General features: G+C 42.2%; 10 protein-coding genes. 7 read left to right on the top strand and 3 right to left on the bottom strand.

Translation table 11 applies throughout. From position 1 onward, the window contains the following. Positions 1 to 47: 47 nt before the first annotated feature. Positions 48 to 2,105, bottom strand: coding sequence for an ATP-dependent zinc metalloprotease FtsH (gene ftsH / locus FNH22_RS14995; protein ID WP_143399224.1), 2,058 nt, complete (start codon positions 2,103 to 2,105; stop codon positions 48 to 50). Between the two features lie 59 nt (positions 2,106 to 2,164). Further along, on the bottom strand, positions 2,165 to 2,542 hold the full coding sequence (rsfS, locus tag FNH22_RS14990; protein WP_143399311.1) for a ribosome silencing factor: 378 nt from the start codon (positions 2,540 to 2,542) through the stop codon (positions 2,165 to 2,167). A gap of 40 nt (positions 2,543 to 2,582) precedes the next feature. Between rsfS and FNH22_RS14985 the strand changes: the two genes are divergently transcribed. From FNH22_RS14985 to FNH22_RS14955, 7 genes are all read left to right on the top strand, one after another. Continuing rightward, on the top strand, positions 2,583 to 3,335 hold the full coding sequence (locus FNH22_RS14985) for a biotin--[acetyl-CoA-carboxylase] ligase (protein WP_143399223.1): 753 nt from the start codon (positions 2,583 to 2,585) through the stop codon (positions 3,333 to 3,335). A 374-nt stretch (positions 3,336 to 3,709) separates the two neighbouring features. Further along, entirely contained in the window at positions 3,710 to 6,979 is a 3,270-nt protein-coding gene (locus FNH22_RS14980; RefSeq protein ID WP_255518062.1) for a hypothetical protein, read from the top strand. Positions 6,980 to 6,983: 4 nt separating this feature from the next. Further along, on the top strand, positions 6,984 to 8,903 hold the full coding sequence (locus FNH22_RS14975) for a CocE/NonD family hydrolase (RefSeq protein WP_143399222.1): 1,920 nt from the start codon (positions 6,984 to 6,986) through the stop codon (positions 8,901 to 8,903). A 146-nt stretch (positions 8,904 to 9,049) separates the two neighbouring features. After that, positions 9,050 to 10,186, top strand: coding sequence for a hypothetical protein (locus FNH22_RS14970; RefSeq protein ID WP_143399221.1), 1,137 nt, complete (start codon positions 9,050 to 9,052; stop codon positions 10,184 to 10,186). An 85-nt stretch (positions 10,187 to 10,271) separates the two neighbouring features. Further along, the gene (locus FNH22_RS14965; RefSeq protein WP_143399220.1) at positions 10,272 to 11,186 is read left to right on the top strand and encodes a glutaminase; all 915 of its coding nucleotides are present in this window, start codon (positions 10,272 to 10,274) and stop codon (positions 11,184 to 11,186) included. 96 nt (positions 11,187 to 11,282) lie between these two features. After that, entirely contained in the window at positions 11,283 to 12,380 is a 1,098-nt protein-coding gene (locus FNH22_RS14960) for a hypothetical protein (RefSeq protein WP_143399219.1), read from the top strand. A gap of 138 nt (positions 12,381 to 12,518) precedes the next feature. After that, on the top strand, positions 12,519 to 13,853 hold the full coding sequence (locus FNH22_RS14955) for a sialidase family protein (protein WP_143399218.1): 1,335 nt from the start codon (positions 12,519 to 12,521) through the stop codon (positions 13,851 to 13,853). 7 nt (positions 13,854 to 13,860) lie between these two features. On the opposite strand, the gene FNH22_RS14950 is transcribed toward FNH22_RS14955, so the two are convergent. Continuing rightward, a complete protein-coding gene (locus FNH22_RS14950; protein ID WP_143399217.1) occupies positions 13,861 to 15,477 on the bottom strand; it encodes an ABC-F family ATP-binding cassette domain-containing protein in 1,617 nt (538 codons plus the stop codon). Between the last annotated feature and the right edge of the window lie 94 nt (positions 15,478 to 15,571).

The following is a 15,571-nucleotide window of genomic DNA, read 5'->3' as shown; positions in this document are numbered from 1 at the left end:
AAAATCAGACACATACATGTGCCTGATTTTTTATATATAATTGATCTTTAATCTTCTTTTTTTACATCTACCGTTTCTTCTTCCTTGGAAGGGTTATCGGTATCAGGAGTCAATACTTCAGGCACAACTTCATCTTCACTTTTTGCAGGCTCTTCTTCTTCATGCCCATTATTGGTAAAAGCTTCATAAGAGGTTTGGTGTACAAACGGTCTTTTACCAATAAGCCTTTCCAGGTCCGTTTGGAATATGATCTCTTTTTCTAATAGCTCCTGGGCCACCACTTCCAGCTCTTTGCCATGCTTACTCAATAAAGCTTTGGTACTATCGTAAGCTGAGTCGATCAGCTTTCTTACTTCTGCATCGATGGTTTCTGCTGTAGCTTCAGAGTAAGGTTTGGTGAAGTTGTAATCTGACTGCTTGGAGTCGTAGAATGATAGGTTGCCTATTTTATCATTCATACCATAAACACTCACTATGCTGTAAGCCATTTTTGTTACTCTTTCCAGGTCACTCAGCGCTCCTGTTGATATTTTACCGAACGTCAGCTCTTCAGCAGCTCGCCCTCCCAACGCCATACACATTTCGTCTATAAGTTGTTCAGTTTGATAGAGAAACTGTTCCTTAGGCAAGTATTGAGCATAGCCAAGTGCGGCCACACCTCTGGGAACAATACTCACTTTCACCAAAGGGTCAGCATGTTCCAGGAACCATCCGGCTACGGCGTGTCCGGCTTCATGATAGGCTACGATCTTCTTTTCCTCAGGTGAGATTATCTTACTTTTCTTTTCAAGCCCACCAATTACACGGTCGATGGCATCCTGAAAGTCCTGCATGTCTACCGCTGTCTTATCCCTTCGCGCAGCGATCAATGCCGCTTCATTACATACGTTAGCGATTTCAGCTCCTGCAAAACCAGGTGTTTGGGCAGCCAGTTTTCTGGGATCAACCACTTTTGCCATTTTAAGGGGCTTTAAATGCACCTTAAATATTGCTTCACGACCAACAATGTCCGGTTTATCAATACTAATTTGCCTGTCAAATCGTCCGGGTCGCATCAGGGCGGAATCCAATACGTCAGGACGGTTAGTAGCGGCAAGAATAATGACACCGGAGTCCGTAGAGAAACCATCCATTTCTACCAGCAGTGAGTTCAATGTATTTTCACGCTCGTCATTGGATCCGGGCATTTGTCCTCTTCCCCGTGATCGCCCTATGGCGTCAATCTCATCAATAAATACAATACAAGGTGCTTTTTCTTTTGCCTGCTTAAACAAGTCACGTACTCTTGCAGCACCTACTCCAACAAACATTTCTACAAAGTCGGAACCTGAAAGTGTAAAAAATGGTACCGCTGCTTCACCTGCCACGGCTTTAGCTAATAATGTTTTTCCTGTTCCCGGAGGGCCTACTAATAAGGCCCCTTTAGGAATTTTTCCACCGAGCTTTGTGAATTTCCCAGGGTTCTTAAGAAAATCCACGATCTCCTTTACCTCTTCCTTAGCTTCGTCCAGTCCTGCTACGTTACCAAAAGTGATTTTTACTTTATTCTCAGCATCAAAAAGTGCGGCCTTTGATTTTCCAATATTGAAGATCTGCCCACCAGGTCCTGCACCACCTGTCATGCGACGCATTAAAAACCAGAAGCCAAATAAAATAAATGCTAAGAAGCCCCACTGCCATATGATGTTGGTGAAGTCTGACCGCTCGTCATATTCCATGGCTACCTGCTGTTCTTTGGGCAGGTTTTCATTCCATTCGTCATAATCGTTTTCAAATTTGGCAATGTCGCCAAACTTGCATTTGAAATGCGGCCCGGAACCTACGCCGAAGGCGCTGTTTGATTCCAGTTCCGACTTATATTTTGCATTATCCAGAGCCTCTGATTTCAATGTGATCTCTACAAAATTCTGATTCCTGATCAACACTACTCTCCTCACATCATTGCTTAGTAACATATTCTCCAGCCTGTTACTGGAAACAACCGGTAGCGAATTAGCACCGTTGAAATAAGTTACACCGAATATAAGCGCAATCAGTACCGCTATTATCCAAATCTGATAATTTGGCTTTGGCGTCTTCGGTATTATTTTTTTCTTATCTGGCATCTTCCTCTTCTAAAATTAAATCTCTTGTTTAACGGCTTTAACTTACTAACGTTTACTTTTTAATAGGTTTCTTGATAAGAATGGATCAATGCATCTCCCCAAAGCTTTTCAAGAGCGTAAAACTCACGTTTCTCTTTCCTGAAAATATGAGCAACCACATTCACATAATCCATTAGCATCCACTCTTTATTATCTTTACCTTCTTGATGCCAAGGGTTTTCACCTAGCTCTTTATTCACCTCTTCATCAATTGATTCAGCAATAGCATCAATCTGAGTGTCTGAACTGCCGGTACATAGAACAAAAAAATCTGCTACGGTGTTTTTAACACTTCTTAGGTCCATTAAAACTATGTCGGAAGCTTTTTTCTCCTGCATTCCCCTCACCACTGCCTGACTCAACTTTTCGGAAGGTGATAAATCGCTATTTACATCCATTAAGTATCTTTGGTTGTATCTATCAAAACTACATAAATAGTTGTATAAAATTCTTGCCAAAACCTTAATTCTGGGAAAAAAGGTCGTTTTCCTGCCATCTTGTCATTCCACTAACATAGAGGCTGTTGAACTGACTAAGTCCGGTCCGTTATTTGAAGGCACCCTGATAATTACAGATAATCAAACCCGGGGGCATGGTCAGCGTGGAAATATGTGGGAGTCCGAGCCTGGAGAAAACCTGACATTTTCACTGATATTAAAGCCTGATTTTCTACAAGCAGGCCATCAATTTGAGCTGACCATGGTGGTGTCTTTAGGGATAATAGATTATTTGAATAATTTGAAGGCAGGCTTTTTAGTGAAATGGCCTAATGACATTTACTTCCGGGATCAGAAGGTATGTGGAATACTTATTCAGAATAGCCTCAAAGGAACATTCATAGAAAACTCCATCATTGGGGTTGGGCTTAACGTAAATCAAACGCGTTTTATTTTCCCGACGGCTACCTCATTGAAAACAATATTGGGTAAGAGGCAGGAATTGTCAATAGTACTTGAAGAAGTCTGCAATGCCATTGAAAAACGGTATTTACAACTCAAATCCGGTGAGACCATTCTTTTAAAAAGGGATTACCTCACTCATCTTTTAGGGTTTAGAGAGGACAGGCTGTATGATGACGGTGAAGTTTTCAGTGGGAGGATTGTAGACGTTCAGGATAATGGCCAAGTGGAAATAGAACGTGCTAATGGATCACAAATGTACGATTTTAAAGAAGTGAAATTTATCTTCTGATCCGAATTCCAGACAACATTTGCTAAAACCACCCTGTTAGCAGGTCCCTTAAAAGCTGATTATGAAAAAGCAGGGTGTTTACTTTCTATGGCAGTGTGCCTAAACGGCATAATCCAGGTTTAAGAAGATGGCTTTTGTCTTTTCGTGCTATGGATAAGGTGTTTGAAAAATTAGTTTTGTGATTTTATCTCTCACTTAGATCTTGAAGGAAGGTCGGATGTAACAATATCTGTCTGATATACTGCGTTATGGCCAGGTTTGGTCTACCGCCAATCGTCATACTTGCCATTCATGGAAACAATAGCCTTGTTCCATAAATCTTAGTTGGATGGGCAGCTTCATTGGCTCATTTTAGGTATTATAAATTTTTTCTTATGATCAAATCAATTCAGATTTTCCTGGTATTCTCTTTTTCTCTTGTAGTCAATTTAGTCCATGCTCAGATGTTGGATATGGAGTTGTTGAAGGGAATGAAAACCAGAAGTATAGGCCCTGCCGGAATGAGCGGGCGTGTTACTGCCATAGATGTAGTTCATAATAGTGGTAATGTAATATACGCTGGTACAGCTTCAGGAGGGTTGTGGAAGTCGGAAAGTGGAGGGATACATTGGAAGCCGATCTTTGATGATGAAAAAGTTATGTCTATCGGATCAGTGGCTATTCAGCAGGACAACCCTGATGTGGTGTGGGCTGGTACAGGGGAAGGCAACCCCAGAAATAGTCTGAATGGGGGCTATGGGATCTACAAAAGTCTGGATGCAGGGAAAACCTGGAACTTAATGGGCCTCGAAAAAACAAGAAATATACATAGGATCATAATTCATAAGGACGACCCAAATACGGTATATGTGGGTGCAATAGGGTCACCTTGGGGGGAGCATCCCGAACGTGGCGTTTTTAAAACTACCGATGGAGGTAAAACCTGGGATAAGGTGCTGTACATAAATGAGAAAACAGGTGCTGCAGACCTGGTTGCAGACCCTTCTAATCCTAATAAACTTTTTGCAGCTATGTGGGAACATAGAAGAAAGCCCTGGACGTTTCATTCCGGCGGACCCGGATCAGGGTTATATGTCACCGTTGACGGTGGAGAAAACTGGAAAAAGATCACGGAGGAGGAGGGCTTTCCGAAAGGTGACTTAGGCAGAATAGGGGTCACAGTGGCGCGTAGTAATCCCAAGCGAGTATATGCCCTGGTGGAATCTGAAAAAAATGCACTTTACCGGTCAGATGATGGTGGTTTTAAATGGCAAAAGGTAAATGACAAACCAGGTGAAATAGGTAATCGTCCGTTTTATTATGGAGAAATATACGCTGATCCCAAGAATGAGAACAGGCTCTACACCATTTTTACCTATGTGAATGTAAGCGAAGACGCCGGTAAATCCTTTAAACAACTTATGCCGGCTTATGGTGTAAATAATGGGGTCCATCCTGATCACCATGCCTGGTGGATACACCCTGAAAACCCGGATTATATAATTGAGGGAAATGATGGGGGATTAAACATTACCCGTGACAGAGGTAAGTCCTGGCGATTTGTGGAAAACCTTCCACTAGCTCAATTTTACCATATTAATGTGGACCTGGAATACCCTTATAACGTGTACGGTGGAATGCAGGACAACGGCTCCTGGGGAGGGCCGGCTTATGTATGGAAGACACAAGGGATCCGTAATGCTTACTGGCAGGAATTATCTTTTGGAGACGGTTTTGATGTGATCCCTGACCCTGATGATTCAAGATACGGTTACTCTATGTCGCAACAAGGATTTGTAGTACGCTATGATAGGGTGACAGGGCATTACTATATCATACGACCCACCCATCCTGACCCGGATAAGTTGCTAAGATTTAATTGGAACGCGGCTATAGCTCAAGACCCCTTTGATAATTCAACACTCTATTTTGGTAGCCAGTTTGTGCATATAAGTACAGATAAAGGAGCTACCTGGAAAATTATCTCTCCGGATCTCACCACAAATGATCCCGAAAAACAGCAGCAGCATAAAAGCGGTGGTTTAACGACAGATGCTACCGGTGCGGAAAATCATACTACTATTCTGACTATAGCTCCCAGCCCTATAGAAAAAGGATTGCTTTGGGTGGGTACGGATGATGGCTACATTCAGATCTCACGCAATGGCGGCGATACCTGGAGTAATGTTACCCCTGCAGCAGCAGGTATGCCCGAAGGTAGTTGGGTAGCGCAAATTAAAGCATCTACTTACAATGCCGGGGAAGCTTTCGCTGTGGTAAACAACTATCGGAATTTTGATTTTAAACCCTATTTATTTCATACTGCTGATTATGGTAAAACCTGGACCAACCTCGTTAAGGAAAGCCAGGTGTGGACCTATACTCTTTCTTTCGTTCAAGACCTGGAAGAGCCCAATTTAATGTTTTTAGGCACTGATGGTGGTTTGTTCGTAACCATTGACGCCGGGCAAACCTGGACACAGTGGACCAGTGGTTTTCCTAAAGTTTCTACAAAAGATCTGGTGATCCATCCCAGGGAACATGACCTGGTAATTGCTACATTTGGACGGGCTGCCTATATACTTGATGATATCAGGCCTCTTCGAATATTGGCTAGTGAAGGGGCCGCCTCGCTGAAAAAACAGGTAAAGATTTTTACACCACCAACTGCTTACACATGGTTAGCCCAGGAGCCTTCCGGTACCCGTTTTGGTGCAGACGCTATATTCAACGGAGAAAATCGCCCGGCCGGGGCCATGATATCTTATATCGTCAACAAACCAGGGGAAAAAGATGAAACGAAGGTGGAAGTCCCGGAAAAAGGTAAATCAAAAAAACGCAGGCCCAAGGTAGCTACACCCGTGGCGGAAGAAGTACAAAAAGATACTTCTGCAGTGAATTATGATAGCCTTACTTTAGAGATTTTCAATAGCGGAGGCACACTAATTCGTACATTGAAAAAGAAACTGGACAAGGAAAAAGGGATACAGCGCATATTTTGGCAATTGGACGAGAAAGGTATACCTGCTATCTCCAGACAACTGGCGAAGGAAAATGCACCTGAATCGGGCGGCGTGCAGGTATTGCCTGGCAAGTACCAGTTAACGTTGACTTATGGTGAAATGAGTGACACTACAGAAATAGAGGTGATGTTTGATCCAAGGGTGACTATGCCCACTTCAGTACTTAGTGCAAAAAGAACTATGTTAAAGCGCCTGGAAAAGAGTCAGTCCATTGCTGCCGAGGCCATGACTCGCCTTGTGGAATCTAAAACGATAGTGGAAGATTATATGAAGAGAATGAAGAAAAAGGATAAAGCCGGTTTCAAAATGCTCATTGAAACAAGCGAACAGTTAAAAGATAGTTTGGATGCTTTGATGGTTCCATTTGTTGGAGAAGATACCAGCGATAACCAAGGGATTGTCCGTTCTCCCATTCCGTCTGTTTCCACAAGACTGAATACTGCCAGATACTATGTGGGAAGTGCACGGGAAGCGCCTGGTGACACGCAACTGAGACTTGTAGAGCATGCTGAGCAGCATTTAGAGCAGGCTATTCAAAAAGTGAATCAATTCTATGTTGAAGACTGGGCTGCTTACAGTAGTGAGATCAAAGCTGTAGACCTTTCTCCTTTCAAAGATTATCAACCCTTGCAAAACCGCTAGAACCATGTCTAAAAACCCATTAAAAATTGCATTAAACGCGTTGTTTATTCTTATGGCCGCTATCCCTCCGGCCACAGCACAAGATTCGCTGTTTGTGAAGCAGCATTATGACAAATTTGAATACAAAGTGCCTATGCGCGATGGCATTAACCTGCATACTACGGTGTATATGCCTAAAGATAAAAACCAAAAGTACCCTATTCTGATGCAGCGTACGCCATACAGCTCTCGTCCGTATGGTGAAGGTCAGATGCGCGAATCCATAGGTCCGTCACCCCACCTGATGAAGGACCTTTACATTATTGTATACCAGGACGTTCGCGGACGTTGGATGTCAGAAGGTGATTATGATAATATGAGACCGCATATCAAAGGAAATAATCGCAGGAATAAAAAGGAAATTGATGAAAGCTCTGATACTTTCGATACGATTGATTGGCTTTTGAAAAACCTGAAGGGGCATAACGGCAAGGTAGGGCAGTGGGGAATATCGTATCCTGGTTTCTATACCGCGGCGGCTTTACCGGAGGCGCATCCGGCACTGGTAGCATCTTCTCCCCAGGCACCTATTTCCGATTTCTTTTTTGACGATTTTCACCACATGGGGGCGTTCTTGCAAAGTTACTTAGCGGCTTATCCTGTTTTTGGTTATCAAACAGAACCTACCTCAGAAAGCTGGTATGATGACAAATGGGGCGCTATGAGGAATTATGCTGACACAAAAGATGGCTACTCTTATGGGCTGGAGCTTGGACCGTTGAAAAATGTGACAGAGAAGCTACTACCTGATAACTTCTTTTGGCAACAGACTGTAGAGCACCCTAATTATGATGAGTTTTGGCAGAAAAGAAGCATCTTGCCTCATTTGTCCGGCATAGACCATGCGGTAATGACTGTAGGAGGTTGGTTTGATGCGGAGGATCTGTATGGGCCGTTGAATATCTATAAAACCGTAGAAAAGAATAATCCAAAAGCTAAAAACAGCATCGTGATGGGTCCTTGGAGTCATGGGGACTGGGCAAGAGAGAAGGGACACCAGGCGGTAAATCATATTTATTTTGGTGATAGCATCTCCACTTTTTATCAGAAAAACATAGAACGTACTTTTTTTAATTATCACTTGAAAGGAGAGGGCGTTGCCAACCTGCCGGAAGCCTATATGTTTGATACCGGTGTTAATAAATGGCAAAAGTTTGATGTCTGGCCTCCTGCCAACATTGATCCTGTGAAACTCAGATTTGCTTCCGGAGGTAAACTATTAATAAATGAAGAGGTGGATAAAGAAGCTGTATTTTCCTATGTCAGTGACCCTGCAAAACCCGTGCCTTATGTATCAGAAACAGAGCCTGTCACATTTACTCCACGCAAGTTTATGACAGATGATCAGCGTCATGCCAGCAAAAGACCTGATGTGCTTACCTTTCAAACCGGTCCATTAAAAGAAGACGTGGTGCTGGCGGGAGAGATAGTAGCGCGCCTGAAAGTAGCGTTGTCAAGTACGGATGCTGACTTCATTGTCAAGTTAATTGACGTAAATGGTCCGGATGTTAAACCCACTAAAGTCACTCCTGATCATGTGGTAATGCCAGGCTATCAACAATTGGTGCGTAGTGAAGTATTCAGAGGGAGGTTTCGTAATAGTTTTGCCAAACCCGAACCTTTCAAACCCGGAGAAATAGAAGAGGTAAATTTTCCATTACAAGATATCCTTCATACTTTCAAAAAAGGCCACCGCATTATGATACAGATCCACAGTACCTGGTTTCCTTACATCGACAGGAATCCCCAGAAGTATGTAGATAATATTTTTAAAGCTGAGGCAGATGACTTTATTAAGGCTGAAATAAAAGTATTTGGAAGTTCAGCCATAGAGATAGGAGAAGACCAATCCATGAATATTCCATTGGATATGTTTAAAAAATAGCTTCTTGATTAATTTTCTATAATTCAGTGGCTTGTGGTTGTGATGGTGATGTGATATAAATAGATTATCAAATGAAAGATATGGATCAGCCGGAGTTATGAATCCTGGGTTTTATTTTTAAATTGTGGCAAACATCTTAATTGCCAATGCCTGATTTTAATACCTTTTACGAGGATGAATTGACCTCTGAAGTTGCTGCCATAGAAGCTCAGCGCAAAAAATACGGAGAGAAAAGGAAAAGACTCGTCCGGATACTGATGATAGTGGTAGGATTAATTTCTGTTGTAGCAGGTATTGTCTTAAACAAGCTCTCTGACTCTTTTGGCATTGCTTTGGTTACCATTTTTTCTACCGTCATATCAGGATATCTTTTGGTAGACCACCTCGTGAAGCTGCGACTAAAGAAAATCGGACTGGGTGAACTTCAAAATCGTTTTAAAAATGAAGTAGTAAAAAAAGTACTGCTTTTTATTGATCCGAGCCTTAATTATGACCCCGATGGAAACCTGAGTAAAGAGGAGTTATTACGATCTCAGTTATTGAATATCAAACGTAATACTACCGTAAAGGTAGATGATGTCGTAAGCGGTCTCTGGAAGGGGAATCAGTTGATGATCATTAATTTGATCATGCGTTCACGGGTACGCAAAGACCAAGGCTTTACAAAAGATGATAGCACACAAGGGTTTAATGGATTACTTGTAGAAGTGAAAAAAGAATTTCAAGGGAGTGCCTTTGTAATTCCTAAAAGTAAAATGAATAAATCCATTAGCAGTGTCGCTGGTATGAAGTTTAAGCGTGATCCGGGTATGAGCTTGACAGAACAAAAAGCTTTTAACATGCAGGTAATGAGTCAGGGTATGAACATGGATTTTTCCTGGTCGCCATCCATGTCTGCACTGGCAGCTGGCATGGATGAACATGATTTAAATGCAGATAGCCAAAAGCCTTATAAGGCATATTGCGATACAGACAATACTTTTCAACAGATCACTAAAAATGAGAAACTTCAACGTTTGTTAAGTGATGGATTTGTCGACCATGCAGCTATTCAGGAACTTGCTGAAGTGAAAAGCTTTCAACTTTTAGATCACCGCCTACTGGATAGCACTGTTCGTACTACATTAACGTATGCCATACATTCGGGAAGTATTTGGGTGCTAATTCCCGGCTGGCAGGATAAGTTTGAGCTTACACTGGACCAAGAGGTCACAAAAAAGGTTGTAGAAAGTGCTTATGATGACTTTCGGTTAGCACTGGCTAGTGTTGAGCCTTTTTTATAACCAAAGGTTTAATCAATATCACCCTTTTCAATAGGATATTCCTTGGGTTTATCCATTGAGTTAACTTTAGCCAAATCACTAATCCATGAATTACGCACAAACCCTCTCTACTATCTATGATGAAGTTTTACCGCTTATCCGCAAAGGGCAGGTAGCAGATTATATTCCGCAACTGGCTAAGGTAGACCCTGGCAAGTTTGGTATCTACTTACATTTTCTGGAAGGAGAGTCCTTTGCTATGGGAGACGCTGAGGAACAGTTTTCCATACAAAGTATTTCCAAAGTGCTAATGCTTTGTATGGCTGTGGGTAAGTTAGGCGAGCGTGTGTATCAAAGAGTAGATGTCGAACCCTCTGGTGACCCTTTTAACTCATTGGTGCAGCTTGAATATGAACAAGGTATTCCCAGGAACCCTTTTATTAATGCCGGGGCTTTAGTGATAACGGACATGCTCATTGACGCTTTCGATGATCCCAAACAGTACTTTCTTGAATTTGCCAGAGCGATCAGTGGTAGCCAAGGGGTGGCGTATAATGCTGGTGTGGCAAAGTCTGAAAAACAATGTGGATTCAAAAATGCCGCTATTGTCAACCTCATGAAATCTTTTGGTAACATAAAAAATGATGTAGAAGACGTATTGGAACTTTATTACGACTTCTGTTCATTGGAAATGAGCTGCCAGGAGCTGGCAAAAGCGTTTTGTACGATCGCAAATCATGGCAAAAGTATTATAAACAAAAAAAAATACCTAAGTGAAAGTCAGTTCAAGAGGATTACGGCTATTATGATGACTTGTGGTTTTTACGATGAGGCCGGGGAATTTGCTTTTAGAGTGGGTCTGCCGGGTAAAAGTGGCGTAGGTGGTGGGATTGTAGCTATTCTGCCTAACAAATTTAGTATAGCTGTTTGGAGCCCCGGGCTGAATGAAAAAGGAAACTCACTTGTCGGTATGAAAGTACTGGAACTCTTTACTACAAAAACAAACTTGTCGATCTTCTGACAAACGTGTGTCTTTCCGTGTTAAAGGATAGTCACGCTTACCTTTATGTCCGTTCGATGTATAGATAATTTTACGTTTGGCTTTAATTCGGCAGTTATGAAGTACTTGTCTATTCACCTGGTACTGATGTTGTTTGAAGCAGCAGTCTACGGTCAAAGCTCTGTCAACGAGGCATCGGGCTTATGGATAGATGGCTCCAGCTGGGTTGGCGGCGCAGCACCAGTCACCAGTGCAGCTAATCTCCAAAATATTACTATCGATGGATTCATTCGTAGAGAAGGCGATATCACCAGCACCAGTAATTTTGGGTTGACGGTTCAATCAGGTGATACACTCATTATCACAGGCGGTCTTAACATTCAAAATGGAAATTTATCGATAGAATCCGGAGGAGTAGCAGTTGTGGGGGGAGATACCAACGGGTTCGGGAACTTCAATATAAATATCAATGGTGGGGATCTTGTGTTGGCAGGAGCAGTTACCAACATCAACTTTGTGACGACCAATGGGAATGGACATTTTTATGTTTTTGACCCGACTCCCAATATCTCTGGAAATGTTAATGGCAGTAATGGACAGGAAACTGAAAACGACCTTTTGAACAATAATCCCGATCTGTTTAGCTTGGTTACCGGTCAGGTACTTCCTGTAGAACTGACATTATTTACTGCTACTGGTGAAGCCAGGGAAATCATATTGAACTGGAGGACTGCAAGTGAATGGAATAACGATTATTTCGAAGTACAACGATCAGATAATGGCTTAGACTTTTCTGAAATAGGCCTTGTGGGAGGAAGCGGGACAGTACAAGAAACTATCAGCTATCAGTTTATTGACACCTCCCCGTTAAACGGTATTAACTACTACCGGCTGAAACAATATGATTTTGATGGTGCTTTCGAATACAGTCCTGTTATCAGAAGTTTTTTTGATACTAACAGGACTGGTATACACGTCTTTCCGAATCCAGCGGCAGAACAACTTCAGATAACTCTCGATGATCGCTTCATTAATACAAATGTGCGGCTGGAACTCTATGATAGTAAAGGCATGGTTATCATGTGGGATGATTTTTTGCCAACAACACCTTTATCGACCATTGGACTTGAAAGTATAGTAGTTTCAGGCCTGCACCTTTTGAGATTAACGAATGGCTCTTTCGAAGAATTCGACCGTGTGCTAATCTCAAAATAGACTGATTTTTATAGCTTGGATACAGTACCCGGAGCATAAATCATAACTGTAGCGTGAGAGAATAGTAGTAATATTTATAAGGAGTATCCATGGCAGGCACCTATGGTCTTTTATATTTGTGGAAAACGCCTGCCTACTATGAGAATCTGCCTGCTATTTTTTTTACTTTTTGCCACTTTTTCAACCCATGGCCAATTTAAAAATATTGTACTGGATCAACAGCAGGAAGGTGAGCGCGCGCCTGCTGAACCTAGTATTGCTATAAGTTTGAAAGACAAGGACAATATTGTGGGTTCTGCTATTTTAGATAAGGTTTATGTTACCAAAGATGGTGGCAAGACATGGACCAAACAAAAGTTGACCTCTTCTATGGGGGTTTGGGGCGATCCTGTAGTGATCTCTGATAAAAAAGGAGACTTTTACTATTTTCACCTATCTGACCCGAAAGGTACTAACTGGCAAAGTGAAGAAATACTGGACAGGATCGTATGCCAAAAATCAGAAGACGGAGGTGAAACATGGAGTGATGGCGCTTCGATAGGCTTTAATCACCCTAAAGATCAGGATAAAGAGTGGGCGGTAGTGGATCTGAATACCAATGATATTTTTGTTACCTGGACCCAATTTGATGATTATGGTAGTAAAGACCCCGATTGTCAAAGTAATATATTACTATCTACCTCTTCCAATGGCAAAAAATGGTCCGAACCTGTTCGACTCAACCAATATTCGGGAGATTGTGTGGATGACGACAATACGGCAGAAGGTGCTATGCCTGCCATAGGCCCTCAGGGGAACTATTACGTGGCATGGAGTCATGATGAAAAAATTTACCTGGACAGGTCTTATGATAAAGGTAAAACCTGGTTGCGTAATGATATTAAAGTTGGGAATCAACCCGGAGGTTGGGCGTTTACTATTCCGGGAGTAAATCGTTCTAATGGTATGCCGGTACTCATAGCGGATAACAGTCCAACACAATATCAGGGAATGTTATACCTGAACTGGTCTGATCAAAGAAATGGTGAAGAGGACACAGACATTTGGTTTATGCGTTCTGCCAATGGGGGAGACTCCTGGACGCCAGCATTAAGAGTAAATGATGATGAACCCGGTAAACATCAGTTTTTGAGCTGGATGGCATTGGATAATACCACAGGTTACCTGTATATACTTTATTATGACAGGAGAGCCCATGAGGATAATCAAACGGATGTATACCTTGCCTATTCCAATAATGGAGGCCGTTCTTTTGAGAATGTTAAGATCAGCGAAACACCATTTACACCAGATGAGAAATACTTTTTTGGTGATTATACAAACATCGTTGCCCATGAAGGGCGAATTGCTGCTACCTGGACACGTATGGATGATGGTAAAACTTCCATCATTGCTTCTATCATAGAAGACACGGAGCTTTTTGGAGAAAAAGACAGTGGAAAAAAGAAGAAAAAAAAGAAGAAGAAAAAATGATGGTTAATTATCCGTACATTTCTTCCTGTTGTTCCAGCACACGTTCACTTGAAATATATTCATCATAGGTCATAAGCTTATCAATAAAGCCATTAGGGCCTATTTCCACAATTCTGTTAGCTACCGTTTGGGTGAAGGTGTGGTCATGCGAAGTGAACAGCAGTGTTCCCGGGAAGTCTTTTAGTGCATTATTTAGTGCCTGTATGGATTCAAGGTCGAGGTGGTTGGTAGGTTCATCCAACAGAAGTAAATTACCTCCTGCCAGCATCATCTTTGATAGCATGCACCGTACTTTTTCACCTCCGGATAATACACTACACTTTTTGAATACTTCCTCTCCTGAAAAAAGCATTTTCCCGAGAAACCCACGAATATAGACTTCGTCTTTTTCCTCCTCGGAATACTGGCGCAGCCAATCGATCAAGTTATCATCAGATTCAAAATAAGACGAATTATCGTTGGGCAAATAGGTCGGGGTGATCGTTTGTCCGAATTTAAACGTACCGGCATCTGGTGTTACATTTCCGCCCAATATCTGGAAAAAGGTGGAAATGGCCAGGCTGTCTTTGCCAACCACTGCTATTTTATCCCCTTTATTCACAAAGAGATCAAGGTCTTTGAACAGCGTTTTACCTTGAGTAGAGGCAGCAAGCCCTTCTATTTGCAATATCTGATCCCCCGCTTCTCTTTTCTGCTGGAAAATAACCGCAGGATACCGCCTGGTAGAAGGCTGAATATCCTCTACATTGATTTTTTCTAGCAGCTTTCTTCTGCTGGTAGCCTGTTTGGACTTAGACGCATTAGCGCTGAAGCGTGCGATGAACTCCTGGAGTTCTTTTTTCTTTTCTTCGGCTTTTTTATTGGCAGAAGATTGCTGACTAATAGCGAGCTGGCTGGACTCGTACCAAAAAGAATAATTACCAGTATAAAGCTTAATGGCTTTAAAGTCGATGTCCGCTACGTGTGTACACACTGTATCCAGGAAGTGACGGTCGTGAGAAACCACGATAACCGTATTTTTGAATTCCAGCAGGAAGTCTTCCAGCCATGAAATAGTCTGAATGTCCAGGTCGTTGGTAGGCTCATCTAATATAAGTATGTCAGGGTTCCCAAAAATAGCCTGGGCCAGTAGCACTCGTACCTTTTGATTACCACTTAAGTCCTTCATAAGCTGGTAATGATGCTCTTCGGCAATTCCCAGGCCACTGAGCAGGGCAGCAGCATCCGACTCTGCGTTCCATCCGTCCATTTCGGCAAATTCGGCTTCTAACTCTGATGCCCGTATGCCATCTTCTTCTGAAAAATCAGGCTTTTCATAGATGGCATTTTTTTCCTGCATGATACTCCAGAGTGTATTATGGCCCATCATCACGGTGTTCAATACGGATTCTTCGTCGAATTCGAAGTGATTTTGCCGAAGCACTGCCATCCGTTTGCCAGGTGATAATGTCACCTGACCGGAGTTAGGAGCAATATCTCCGGCCAGTATTTTTAAGAAAGTGGATTTCCCGGCCCCATTAGCACCAATAACACCGTAGCAATTGCCTTCAGTGAATTTTATATTGACCTGGTCAAAAAGAACCCTTTTGCCGTATTGTAAAGAAACGTTATTCGCTGCTATCATGATGATGAAAAATAAGCCGCAAAGTTAAAACAATTGCCAAAGATAGAACCTATTGCCCCTTAAAGTTTCTTAATTATTCAGTGTTTTATGGCAT

The organism is Fulvivirga sp. M361, assembly GCF_007097395.1.
GTDB lineage: Bacteria > Bacteroidota > Bacteroidia > Cytophagales > Cyclobacteriaceae > Fulvivirga.
This window is presented reverse-complemented; position numbering and strand designations above follow the sequence as displayed.

Bases quoted from the DNA above. Each gene is read 5' to 3' on its own strand.
- ftsH (WP_143399224.1), bottom strand. From the start codon at position 2,105: ATGCCAGATAAGAAAAAAATAATACCGAAGACGCCAAAGCCAAATTAT.
- rsfS (WP_143399311.1), bottom strand. From the start codon at position 2,542: ATGGATGTAAATAGCGATTTATCACCTTCCGAAAAGTTGAGTCAGGCA.
- FNH22_RS14980 (WP_255518062.1), top strand. From the start codon at position 3,710: ATGATCAAATCAATTCAGATTTTCCTGGTATTCTCTTTTTCTCTTGTA.
- FNH22_RS14975 (WP_143399222.1), top strand. From the start codon at position 6,984: ATGTCTAAAAACCCATTAAAAATTGCATTAAACGCGTTGTTTATTCTT.
- FNH22_RS14970 (WP_143399221.1), top strand. From the start codon at position 9,050: ATGCCTGATTTTAATACCTTTTACGAGGATGAATTGACCTCTGAAGTT.
- FNH22_RS14965 (WP_143399220.1), top strand. From the start codon at position 10,272: ATGAATTACGCACAAACCCTCTCTACTATCTATGATGAAGTTTTACCG.
- FNH22_RS14960 (WP_143399219.1), top strand. From the start codon at position 11,283: ATGAAGTACTTGTCTATTCACCTGGTACTGATGTTGTTTGAAGCAGCA.
- FNH22_RS14955 (WP_143399218.1), top strand. From the start codon at position 12,519: ATGAGAATCTGCCTGCTATTTTTTTTACTTTTTGCCACTTTTTCAACC.
- FNH22_RS14950 (WP_143399217.1), bottom strand. From the start codon at position 15,477: ATGATAGCAGCGAATAACGTTTCTTTACAATACGGCAAAAGGGTTCTT.